Source organism: Streptacidiphilus anmyonensis (assembly GCF_000787855.1).
Classification (GTDB): domain Bacteria; phylum Actinomycetota; class Actinomycetes; order Streptomycetales; family Streptomycetaceae; genus Streptacidiphilus; species Streptacidiphilus anmyonensis.
The window spans coordinates 1-11,395 of sequence record NZ_BBPQ01000124.1; the positions used below are offsets into that span (position 1 = coordinate 1).

The 11,395-nt window shown below is 66.2% G+C and carries 9 protein-coding genes, 1 tRNA gene and 1 pseudogene; 7 read left to right on the plus strand and 4 right to left on the minus strand.

The features are described 5' to 3' along the window. Together TR50_RS47465 and TR50_RS41365 are read left to right on the plus strand one after the other, a co-directional pair. Positions 1-666, plus strand: a 666-nt coding sequence (locus TR50_RS47465) for a hypothetical protein (RefSeq protein ID WP_042435520.1), incomplete at its 5' end; no start/stop codon positions are given. 88 nt (positions 667-754) lie between these two features. Beyond that, on the plus strand, positions 755-1,054 hold the full coding sequence (locus TR50_RS41365) for a hypothetical protein (RefSeq protein ID WP_152648927.1): 300 nt from the start codon (positions 755-757) through the stop codon (positions 1,052-1,054). Between the two features lie 429 nt (positions 1,055-1,483). Here the strand turns inward: TR50_RS41365 and TR50_RS41370 are convergent, their stop codons facing one another. The 3 genes from TR50_RS41370 to TR50_RS41380 all read right to left on the minus strand — a co-directional run bounded on the left by TR50_RS41370 (position 1,484) and on the right by TR50_RS41380 (position 4,157). Beyond that, complete coding sequence (locus TR50_RS41370; protein WP_152648928.1) at positions 1,484-2,329, minus strand: hypothetical protein; 846 nt, start codon at positions 2,327-2,329, stop codon at positions 1,484-1,486. Positions 2,330-2,819: 490 nt separating this feature from the next. Then, a complete protein-coding gene (locus TR50_RS46380) occupies positions 2,820-3,638 on the minus strand; it encodes a hypothetical protein (protein ID WP_152648929.1) in 819 nt (272 codons plus the stop codon). A gap of 147 nt (positions 3,639-3,785) precedes the next feature. Continuing rightward, the gene (locus TR50_RS41380) at positions 3,786-4,157 is read right to left on the minus strand and encodes a hypothetical protein (RefSeq protein WP_052441888.1); all 372 of its coding nucleotides are present in this window, start codon (positions 4,155-4,157) and stop codon (positions 3,786-3,788) included. Between the two features lie 16 nt (positions 4,158-4,173). Between TR50_RS41380 and TR50_RS41385 the strand changes: the two are divergent. From TR50_RS41385 to TR50_RS41400, 4 genes and pseudogenes are all read left to right on the plus strand, one after another. Continuing rightward, positions 4,174-5,220, plus strand: a pseudogene (locus TR50_RS41385) (IS110 family RNA-guided transposase); the annotation flags it as partial. Between the two features lie 45 nt (positions 5,221-5,265). Further along, positions 5,266-5,838: a hypothetical protein gene (locus tag TR50_RS41390; protein WP_201776942.1), complete on the plus strand. Its 573-nt coding sequence runs from the start codon at positions 5,266-5,268 to the stop codon at positions 5,836-5,838. A gap of 404 nt (positions 5,839-6,242) precedes the next feature. Next, positions 6,243-7,355, plus strand: a complete 1,113-nt coding sequence (locus TR50_RS43450) for a hypothetical protein (protein WP_152648931.1) — start codon at positions 6,243-6,245, stop codon at positions 7,353-7,355. 32 nt (positions 7,356-7,387) lie between these two features. Further along, the gene (locus TR50_RS41400; protein WP_042435532.1) at positions 7,388-8,737 is read left to right on the plus strand and encodes a hypothetical protein; all 1,350 of its coding nucleotides are present in this window, start codon (positions 7,388-7,390) and stop codon (positions 8,735-8,737) included. A 689-nt stretch (positions 8,738-9,426) separates the two neighbouring features. Here TR50_RS41400 and TR50_RS46385 read toward each other — a convergent pair. Continuing rightward, positions 9,427-9,542, minus strand: a tRNA-Leu gene (locus TR50_RS46385). Between the two features lie 930 nt (positions 9,543-10,472). On the opposite strand from TR50_RS46385, the gene TR50_RS43455 reads away from it, so the two are divergent. Beyond that, a complete protein-coding gene (locus TR50_RS43455; RefSeq protein ID WP_052441891.1) occupies positions 10,473-11,294 on the plus strand; it encodes a hypothetical protein in 822 nt (273 codons plus the stop codon). Positions 11,295-11,395 lie beyond the last annotated feature (101 nt).

The following is an 11,395-nucleotide window of genomic DNA, read 5'->3' on the forward strand; positions in this document are numbered from 1 at the left end:
GTCATCGTCGACCGGCTCCGGGGCCTTCCCTGGGATGCGGTCGCCGAGAAGATCGGCGTTAGCAGCAAGGCAACGGCGATCACGCGGTACAAGCCGAGCCTGGACACGTGGGGCCCGGGCCATCCCGACTACGACGAGACGCCGGGGTTCGCCGCAGCTGACCGCCTCGGAAGGGCCCTGTACCGCCTTGAAGAGGCGTGGGCGGATATCGACACGCTGACCAGTCGCCGGCAGGTCGCCCTAGGCCTGCGCAAGGCCGCCGCCGAGATCGCGCCCCAGGCCGCAGCCAGCGATCCGGCAGGCGGTGACACCTCACGAGCCGAGATGGGTCTGCGGTCGGACTACGAGCGGCTCCGGTCGACTGATCACGGGACAGGGACAGTGGTGTTCGTCTTGGACTCAGGAGACGGGGGCATCTGGGACCCCGCGGACATCGTCAAGGACATGCAGCAGTCGTACTTGCGGTCCAAGTGGTTCGTGATGAACGCCGGCACCATCCCCACCCCCAAGGACTTTCTGGGGTCGCGCGAGACGAAGGGCTTGTCGCTCGACGCACGCTCGGACTGTCAGTGGAAGCACACGACGGACGAGTGGCTTGAGGGGCTGAGCAGTCGCGTTACCAGGTTGGAGCGGCTTGCGGAGGGAGAGCCCGAGTCGCTCAAGTGAGACTCCGTCGACCCCCTCCAACTGATCAGGGGAGGCGGGGGTCGACGGCTGCACCAACCCAACTGGATGAGGAGGTACAACCTTGAGTATGGCCCACATGCCGGAAGACCGTGAAGGGCCAATGGCCCTGGCACGATCCATGGGGCGGATCGTCGCCCTGGTGGGACGCTGCGAGCTCAACCTGGCAGGCGTGCTGGTCGCGCTTTGCGTGTACGCGACGGTCACGCACGTCCTGGCGGCGCCCCTCGCGAGCCTGATGCTCACCGCCGGCCTGCTGATGCTGCCAGCCGAAGTGGCACGTTGCTGGGAACGCCTGCGCTGCCGGCCGGCTGCCTGGGAGGTTCAGCGCCTGTACGCGGACGTACCGTCGGGCACCCCAGAGAGCTGATGTGAGGAGGCCCCGGCCGCGTTCGCCCCGTGAGCGGACGCGGCCGGGCCGCCGTCGCTGGTCTCGGCTGCGGTCTCCTTCACCACGGTGTCCGGGTTCCGCAGGTCGACGAAGCCGAGGCCGAGATCGTGTGACCGCGGCCGCCGATGGAAGCGGGGCCGCCGCAGGGGCCTCAGTTGCTGTGTACCGCGATCATTCCCTGGCCAGTCGGCAAGGTTCATCCGCGCCTCTGGACCATGCCCGAGCGGGGCATGCCGACGCCTGACCAGCCCGGTTGGCTGGCCCGAACGGAGGTGGAGGCCGCTGGCCTTCAGCCTACCCAAGCCGACCCGATGCACGTGGTCTTCGGTCTCCCCCCAAGATTGGCCAGGCCTGCCTCAACGGCTCCTGCGTCCTTGACCGGGCTCTGCCCCCGAGAGCAGACACGGATCAGGTTTCGTCGGTCGAGCCACAGCTGAAGCAGAATCGGCGCGGCGTCGCACGGGCAGCCGCCACCACGACGTCGGGCACGAGAGCGCGATCACCACATCGTGGGCATGCAACGGCGATCCGTGAATTCTCCCCAAACTGGGTTGTGACGCCCAAGACCGACGCCGCGTAATCCGCAGGCAGGTTTTCTCCCCAGTTTCTCTTATAGCGCGTGCAGCAGAGACAGCCGGGACCTTCGTTGTCGACGACCAGCGCCCACTGCTTGCAGAAGGGGCACACGACGGTCCGGATTTCCAGCTTCCGCAGTCCCTCTCCTTGGAGGCGGTTCATGCGCACCGTGATAAATTCCTTGAGCTCGGGCAGCTTATCGACGATGTTAGCCAGATCAAATTCTGCGTCCCCCGCGTCCTGGCCCCCGAGTCGGGGAATCAGGGTCTCGTCGACGAAGGACACCAGGAAGTCCAGAACTGAAGCCGTAAGGGCCCGGATTTCCGCGATCGGCGCAGGTAGACCAAAATGCTGCAGGGGGTTGCGGAAGGCCGCGAGTTTATCCAGATCCTGTTCAGCTCTTCCGATGTCAACGCCGCCCCGCTTCAAGCGCTTGATACTGTCCTTCCGGTTGCAGCTCTGGAAAACCCCACTCTCCAGTGCCTCTCGCGTGGCCTCTTCTGGATTTCGGAAGATCTGGGTCCAGTCCTCTTGGAGCAGCATCGCCTTGAGCAGGATTTCGGCGGCCGCCTGCAGATGAAGCACCGCATACTTGAACTGCTGAGGTCCGGGGTTCGGCAGTCGTTGTCTTCCTGGACGCCACGTCAACTGCTGAACCGCGACGGTGATGTAGTCCATGCCGTTCTGGACGGCTGTGAAGCCTACGCCCGAAGGCACCTGCCGGTCTGGGTTCGTCGTACCTGCCCCGCCCATGTGCGTGCTCCCCCCTTGAATGTGTGACGTCGCGCGACGCCCAGCCTCGTGGAGGCGATGCTATCCAGGCCGAGGGTGCAGGGCGGTACCTCTCCTGCATCGAGCGCCGCGACTAGGCGAATTCGCGGGTCGGGGACGGACTGGCGGCGGGGAGCCCGCTCGGTGATCCGCTCCACCATCGCAGCCCACTTCGGTCAGCCTTGCGAATCCGCTTCCATCGCCGCTCGCACAGCACCGGCCAGTATTCTTCGGCGCGCAACGCCAGCATCCGCTCGGGGATGGTACCGAAGGCCAGCGCGGCCCGGTCGTCCTAGGCGATCCGCTCGTCGCGCGCGCACGGCTCCTTGGGGACCGCCGACGTAGTCTCAGCCTACCCGGCTCGGCTCGCGGCCAGGTGGTCTCCTGACGCCGCTGGTCATGCCTTCGGGAGTATCCTCCTCCACCGGCGTTGAGCCTTGGCCCTCGTGGCGGCTTCCTCGTCGTCCATGAGTCTCCGCTGCTGGGCGGATTCTCGTGCCAGATTTAGCAGGTAATCCGCCGCAGATGAGTCGATCTCTTTGGAGACCAGTGCCTGAACCAGTACTTCGTTCGACTGGACAAAGCGCCGCCAGCCGCGGGATATGAGCAAGGCCGACGCGACCACGGCAACGGCAAGTTGGGCGCCGTAGGTACAGCTGAGGATGGCGGTCGCAGCCGTGAATGCGATGCCGACGTTGATCCTGAAGTCAGCCTCCGACCGCAGCCGGTCATACTCGCTGTATAGCTCCTTGTTCTTCGCCTGCAGCCGCACAGCGGCCTGCTCCAGGCTTCCACTGACGACATCCACCACCGCGTCCGCGAGCTGCATCTGCTTCCCGTCGAACGAGACGACGGGCTGGGTGTCCGAAGCGTCGATGGCAAACGCGCGGAGATCGTTCTTCGCGGCCAGCGTCGTCCATGGCACGCGCCTCTTCCGCCGGAGAACAACAAGTGCCCTATTGGCACCCCTGTATGCAGCCAGGCAACTGATCTCAAGGGTCGCGCCCAGGACGTATCCGAGGAAGCTCAGTCCGGCCAGGGTGGTCGGCTTACCCACGTACTTCGACAGGTGGTGCAGTTGGGTAGCGATGTCGCCCAGCGCGCCGTTGTGGGGAAGGTGACCTCGTAGGGCGAGGCAGGCAGAGATGAGCCAAATGTAACCAGTGGCAAGAGGAGTTCGCAGGTCGCGCAGACCGGGCAGAAGGGATGTCAGCACGGCCAGCCATCTTGTCGCACTTGCGCGCCACGTGGGTGGCGTCGGGGTGGCACCTGATCGCCGTGTAGCACCACCAGCACGCCGAAGGGCGTCCTTCAGGAGGCAGCGCCAGCTGCGGGACCGCGAGCATCGGTTCGACGGGCGGCATCAGCATGGCTGCACCAGCAGTCCCTGCTCGGCCGCCGCCGCCAGGAACTCCTTCGTCTGGAGCACCGGAGTCCCGCGCAGTGACCGGGCACCGGGAGGTGGTTCACAGGTGTCGTCCAGGAGCGCCATCCCTCTCAGCGCCCGCACGTGCGTCTCCGCGATTCGCATCATCGCCTGGAACTTTGCTTCCTGGTACGCGTACGGCGGCCTGCGAGTGTCGAGGACACCGACCCCGGTGGTCGACGCGGCGCTGAGGGATGTAGTCGCCCCGTAGACGTGCTCCTTCCACCCCGGCCACCGCGCGGCACTTCGCAGCGCGGCGCGGACCACGTCCGTGCCGCCGAGCTGTGCAAGCACGTCGGGTGACAGCACCAGTTGGAGGGAACCGACTTCCCGCGGCCTGCTCGTCGCCGTCCTACGGACCGGGAAGCGGCAGGTCTACGCGATCAACCCGATGGCCGCGGCCCGCTACCGCGACCGGCACGCGGTCACCCGCAAGAAGTCCGACCCCGGTGACGCCCTCGTCCTGGCCAACATCCTTCGCACCGACCGTCACGCCCACCGGCCACTGCCGCAGGACAGCGAACTCGCGAGGGCGATCGCGGTCCTGGCCCGCGCCCAGCAGGATGCCGTCTGGAACCGCCAGCAGCTCGCCAACCAGCTCCGCTCACTGCTGCGCGAGTACTTCCCCTCGGCCATCGACGCGTTCGCGAAGTGGGACAACGGTCTGTGCCGCCCCGAGGCCCGCATCCTTTTGGAGCTTGCCCCAACCCCGTCACGAGCGGCTCGGTTGTCGCTTGCCCAGCTGCGTTCGGCCCTGAAGCGGGCCGGCCGCCAGCTTCGTGTCGAAGCCGAGGCAGAACGCATCCGCGAGATCCTCCGCGGCGACTACGCGCACCAGCCTGCTCTGGTCGAGGACGCGCTGGGCAAGCAGATGCTCGCCCTGTTGCGGCAGCTCGACGCCGCCTGCACCGCAGCCGACCAGCTCGCCGAGGCGGTGGAGCAGGCTTTCCCTCGGCACCCGGACGCGGAGATCATCCTGAGCTTCCCCGGCCTGGGGCCCCAGCTCGGCGCCCGGATCCTCGCTGAGATCGGTGACGACCACACCAGGTTCGCCACCGCCCGCGGCATGAAGGCCTACGCGGGCGCCTCACCCATCACCAGGGCGTCCGGCAAGAAGTCCAGCATCACCAGACGCTGGGTCAAGAACGACCGGCTCAACCATGCCGGGCACCTCTGGGCCTTCTCTTCACTGACGCGCTCACCAGGAGCGAAGGCGCACTACGACCGCCGCCGTGAGGCCGGCGACTGGCACGCGGCCGCCCAGCGCAATCTCTTCAACAAGATGATCGGCCAGCTCTACCACTGCCTCCAGAAGCACATCCCGTTCAACGAAACCGTGGCCTTCCCCAGCCCGCTCATCGCGGCTGCTTAATCTGCCGGGGCTCGGTCGCTGGATGCTCTTTGGCATCATGCCCGCATGAAATTCGACCTTGCGCCACCCACTGGCGTTGGCCCCCTGCTGATCGGCATGACCAGGGACGCGGCCAGCTCAGCCCTGGACTCGCTCCGCGACCTCAGGGCGATTTCAGAGTCAGACAGCCCAGGCCAGCACGTCTTCCGCCCCAGCGGCCTGATGATCGGCATCGAGTGCACGAGGAACACCCTTCAAGCCATCCAACTGTGGAGACCAACGGCTCCAACGGACCACGTCGTATTCCGAGACCTGGACGTGTTCGCGCATCCGGCCCGAGAGGTCGTCGAGCGAATGAGCGAGTACACCACCATCGAGGCGAGCGCGGACGAACCGGCCTCGTTCATCGCGCCTGACCTGCTACTGAGCTTCTGGCGACCGTTCGCGGCCGACGACGAACCGGACGAAGAACAGGGCTACTACTTCAGTTCAGTACTGCTGGCGAAGCCGGGCTACTACGACACCCCGGCCCAGGTGGCAGAGCGACTCCGCCAGGGCGCTTTAGGGGAGGGAACGGCCACATCTCGTTCGACCTCACGGGGCGATTCTGGTGACTGGCTTGACGCGCTAACGCTGTGAGGTGTCTCGCCTGGGAAGACATCTCGGAGTTCGCGGTCGATGGTGCTACTGAACGCCGCCGACAGCGCGCGTGCCGCGTACACGGCACGCTGCAACTCGACCAGGTCATCGGGGATAGGCAGCGCGTCCACGGTCCGATCCTAGAATGCGGGTAGGACAGCACCGTGCAGGGCACTGCCGTGGGCACCTGATCTTGCGATCACCGGCGTTGCCGGGTGCGTGTGTTGGCTGGTCGCTCCCCAAAGCGCCGCAGCTCAGGAATGCCGTCGATGAGCCTTGAACAGCGTGCCCGGCTCGGGCAGGGTCAGTCCGGCCAGCGGATCGTCGTCAGGATGCACGTGGATGGACTCGTACGCGTTGGCGGCGATAAGGCGAGAGCTTGGGAGGCTGCGAGGATTGGACGGGTGACGGATCTCTTTGGGCTTGGACCACGCACAGACCGCACGGTGCGGCGGTTCGACGAGGGCTTTTACACCTTCCTGAATCGAACTGATGACCCATACGTGGATGCGATCCGAAGCCTGATGACGCGGTGGTTCGGCCATGTTCCTCTGGCCGAGAACGCCGATCTGCGTGGGCGACTGCAGAGCAAGGACGATGCCCAGTTTGAGGGCGCCTTCTGGGAGCTCTACCTGCATGAGGCATACCGGGCCAGCGGCTACTCGGTGACGATCCATCCGAGAGTGCGTGGCACCAAGCGTCCAGACTTCTTGATCGAGGGCGAGGGCACGAGGTTCTACCTTGAAGCGGTCCGGGCCGGATCAACTGAAGAAGACTCGCGTGCGGCGAAACTCTACGGGGTTGTCCGGCAAGCTCTCGAAGCGGTCCGCGGCGAACACTCGATGGTGAGCATGACCGTCTACTCGGTCGGTCCCAAGCCGCTCAAGGTAGGTGCGCTCAGGGGTGCCCTGCAGATTTGGCTGGAGGCTGGAGCGCAAGGAGAGTTGCCATGGGCGTGGGACGGCTGGCGACTGGGGTTCGACGCTCTGCCGCTTCCCGGCAGAGGGGGACCCCTCATCGGAGCGGAGGTCAGGGGAGGGTGGGCCAATGACGCCATGCGCATCACGATGGCGCTCGACAGCAAGGTCAACCGCTACCAGCTCGACGGTCCGCTCGTCATCGCGGTTCTGAGCAACACCGAGATCGGCACTGACGACCAGGACGTCGAGCGAGCACTCTTTGGCGCCGCGATCGGCCGCCAGTCGGTGACGGAGCTGCCCCAGCTGGTCACGCTGACCGCGCCCGGATTCTGGCGAGGTGAGGGCCATTGGAAGCACAGTCATGTCCCGCAAGTCATCGCCGCCCAAGACCTGTCCCCCTGGAAGGCCGCCAAGGTCCGCCCTCGCCTCTGGACGACACCCGAGCCCGGCATCTCACCGCCTCGGCAGCCTGGATGGCTCACTCGGATGGAAGTGACATCCACCGGCGTCCGGCCCGGCCGAGCCGAACCGATGTACGAAGTATTCGATCTACCCGAGGACTGGCCGGGGCCCGCACCACGGCTCTCGCGCCCCTGATCTTATCCACCGAAGGAAGAGAGCAGCGTCAGTTGAACAGCCTGGAAGAGCGTGTCACCGCTTGCTGGTCGCCGGGCGTGCGCCCGCTCGTCGTCGAGGCGCACCGGTGCTACGTCACCGGCTCCGCGCGCGCGGCGATCGTGCTGACCTGGACCGCCGTGTGTGCGGACATCATCGACAAGTTGCGCCGGCTCGCCGAAGACGGCGACGGGGACGCCAAGACCCTGGTTGACAGGGTCGAGAGCGTCCAAGGTCGCGTCACCCAGGACGCGATCAAGACGATGCAGGAGGTGGAAGGCCAACTACTTGGCATCGCGCTGGCCATGGAACTGATTGACGAGGTCGAACAGCGCAAGCTCGACCAGCTTCGCCTCGACCGCAACCTGTGCGCGCACCCCTCCCTCGGCCCACTCGGCGACGTGTTCGCTCCCACGCTTGACGATGCCCGCGCGCATCTCGCGGTCGCATTGGAAGCTCTGCTGACCCACGCCCCCAGCCAGGGCCGCAGTGTGGTGAAGCGCATGATCGCCCTGCTCTCGGACCCGTCATTCCCAGGCAGTGAGGACTTCATCGCCCACACCTACTTCGACAGGGTCAAGCCTGCCGTCCGGCGCAGCCTGGTCAACCTCGTCGTCAAGCACGCGCTGCTCGAACTTGATGCCGAGGGCCTGGACCCCCAGGAGCTGGCAGATCGCTGCGCGGTCTGCGTTGCCGCCTTCGCCGCACGCGACCGTGTGCTCGTGAGACAGCAGCTCGCCCAGGTGGCGCCGGGCTTGAGTCAGAAGGCCGTGGCCGTGCAGATGCGCGCCGCCGCCCGGCTGGGCCACCTGGACCTGTTCTGGGAGGTGACCGAACAGGCGATGCATCAGCAGCTGGATCGCGTCATCGCCGCACTCAATGTGCAGTTCGCGGCCTTCGGCGGGCTGAAGCCGGAAGACCTCGCAGTGCTGTCGCTGGTCTCGCAGGACCGGGCCCGCGAGGCCCTGCCAGCCCTTGAGGCCAAATTCGAAGACCTTCCCGAGGCGAACCAGGCATCCGCGATCGGTCGTCGGCCCGGCCGCTACTTCGTGCCCCGGCTGGCCGACCTGCTGCGAGGGGCGACGTCGTACCGCTCCGCCGAGTCGGTGTGTCAGGCCGCGGTGCTCACCTGCGCGCCCTGGTTCACCGCTCAGGACCTCGCGTCGATCCTGGATGCCTGGGCTGAGACCTATGACTGCCGGATGGCGGCCGCCATGCCGCGGCACGCGGTCACCCTCTACCGGGCGACCCGGCAACTGCCGTCCGCTCCGGAGACATGGCGGAACTTCGTCGCGCGCGTTGACGCTCTCGCTGCAGAGGGTGAGGAGTACTACCGCTATCCCGAGCTCGCAGCCCTCCTCTGATCATCCGAGGCCCGGCACGCAGGGCCGGACTCACGTTGGGCCCTCGGGAATGCCCTCGGGCCCGGCGGCCCCGCCTCAGATCGATTTGCTGCGCACTTGGCGGCGCTGTGCGGAGTAGGTCCGCTCCTCTGGGGAGCACATCTGGAGGGATCACCGCCCCTGACCGACTCGCGGTGGCTGCGGCCGCGGCGCACCACGCGCCCTCCGCAGGCATGCCTTGGAATTGATCGTCTAACGCCGCGCCCAGTCGGAGGTCGACGTGCCCCCTACGCTCGCCGCGATGAAGTCCAGTCGTGGCTGCTCAGGCAGTGCCGCGAGCCCTCTCTTGGGCTGGTGGTGTGAAATGCGGCGAAGTCGTTGGGAGCGCGAAGGTGCACCCAGGCGCATGTCGTCAAGAGCTCAACTCGACCCTCGTGTAGTTGACAACATATGGTGCGTCGTCAAAAGCGCCGCAGGTGGCGCGGGATCTGGTGGTACGACGGGGCCGCGCGCGAAAGAACTCTGGGCATCTCGACCGTTGTGGGCGATAGCGGTCAACATGGATTGACTTGGGAGCGGATTGGGAGCCGAGTGCTCCCAGCCTCGCTCCCAATCCGCTCCCAGCCGAAGTGCGCCGAAAAACGCCGAAAGCCGGTGTCTGATGAATCAGACACCGGCTCTGAACTGCGACTCTGGACTAGCGTCCGAGTCGGGACGACAGGATTTGAACCTGCGACCCCTTGACCCCCAGTCAAGCTGTCACGGTTATTTCTCGCCGCTGTCGCGGAGTCAATTTGGGAGGACATTATATCTCCTCCAATGTCCCCTGCTCTTGGGTCGTCGCGGCTGTCTTCTCAATTTCGTACCTCTCGTGGATGCGTCTCTCCGAGGTGAGCGACTCTGCTCGTCGCCAGCGTGTGTGTCCTCACGCAGCAGCTGGCCATGGACTGGTGAAGACAGGCATCGCACTCGAGCTGGGTGACTGAGGGTGTACCCGGACAAACGATCGGGCACCCGCCGGGTCGGATCAGCTGGGGGATCGTTCCGGTCGGCGCGTAAAGGAAAGCAGCAGGGAGTGACCCGAGGGGCCTCGCCGGGGTCTTTGACGGGCCGACGACCGGCGCAACGTGGTGCCTCCGAGGGTTGGTGTACCTGTCGGCTCGGCCTTTGCAGACGTGCCTTGCGCTCTTGGCGGGGCAGCTCCGGCCTTGAGGGGTGACGGAGCCGGTCCTACTGGTCCGAGTCGTCATCGAATCAAAATTCGAGCGTTTGGATCGACCGGAAAAATGCGTTTCTTTCGGGTGAGAGGACGGCTTGGTCGTCGGCACGAGAAGCCGAGGATCCGACGCCCGCCGACCTGCCGTACCGGTAGGTCGATCACTCCGACTCGTGGAGGCTCACGCGTGCAACGTCTTGGCACCGTACATCGGATGGCCCTGTGGGCTGGCCCTTGCTGCCCTGCCCGTCTGCTGGCGGGGCACCAGGAGTGCTCCCCCTTGAGCCATGAGCCCAGTTCTTGACGCTGGAACTCCATCTGACAACGCAAGGCCACGCCTTGGCTGAACGGACTCTGGGCACCCACGTGTCCACCGTCGGCCAGCAACCGGGCCGACGCGTCCCGTCCTTCTCTGGTTTCCCCAAGCGGACGGTCCAAAGCGGTAGCCACCAGTCGGAGGCAAGGAGCGGAACCGTTCGCGCGTCTGAACGCCGGCCGGCAGACGGGTACCTGTCCGGCAGCACCGTGCGACCGGGTCCTATGCAGGCCGCCACGTTTGTGCGGATCCTCTTCGGCTTGGGCGCCCAACGACCCCAGGAGTACCTCGTCGAGTCGACCAACGCCTTGAAGGCCCGTCGAAAGCTGTCAGTCGATGATGACTGTGTTGATCACGTGCTGAGCCAGACCGTGGCTCGTGTCCGGGGGACAGGAGGGGTATGGGAAGCGTGTGCGGGCCGCTTCTGCAACTACCTCGTGTCGGGTACTCGCAGCGTGGAGATGCGGGCCACCTGGTTGGTCACCACCCGCCTTCCCGAGACCGCCCTCGTGATCCGCGCGCTGCTGGGAGGAGAAGCGCCGATCGAGTATCTGACCCACGGCGCGGTGCACGTGTCCACTGCGGCCGACAAGGCGGCGATCGTGGTCGACTCGGTCGATTCGATCCGATTCGACATGAAGCAGTGGATCGACGGACGACTCGCGCATCACTGCGACACCCGCTTCTTCCTCTTCCCGGCCGAGCGAGAGGGAGCTCCGTGCGGCTGCCCGACAAGCATCGCGGAGCTCAAGGCCCGAGCCCTGGCCGACCGCGGCCCGCGGCCGGACATCCGCATCCGATTCCGTCTGGCCGCCGCGCCAGAGCTTGGGGACTTCGAGTACCGGACCTCGGGATGGACGCTTCTGACGGATGGCAAGTCCGACCTCCACACCCTCTTGAGCCGCCTGATGGAGAACGACGGTCCGACCGCCTGCTCGCTCGGGATCGAGCTGGTCGAGTACACGACGAGGCTCGGCAGGGGCGTCGCTTTCCCGCGGGTGCGTCTGGCGGCGGTTGGAGCATCCGGGCCTGCCTCCGGCGTGTGACCCGTGCACGACGGCGGTTGCGCTCAGGTCCGGGCCTCGCTGGTCGCTGGCTCGAACGGGCCAGGTTCCGTGTCCTGCCGATGCGATGACTGGGTGATCGC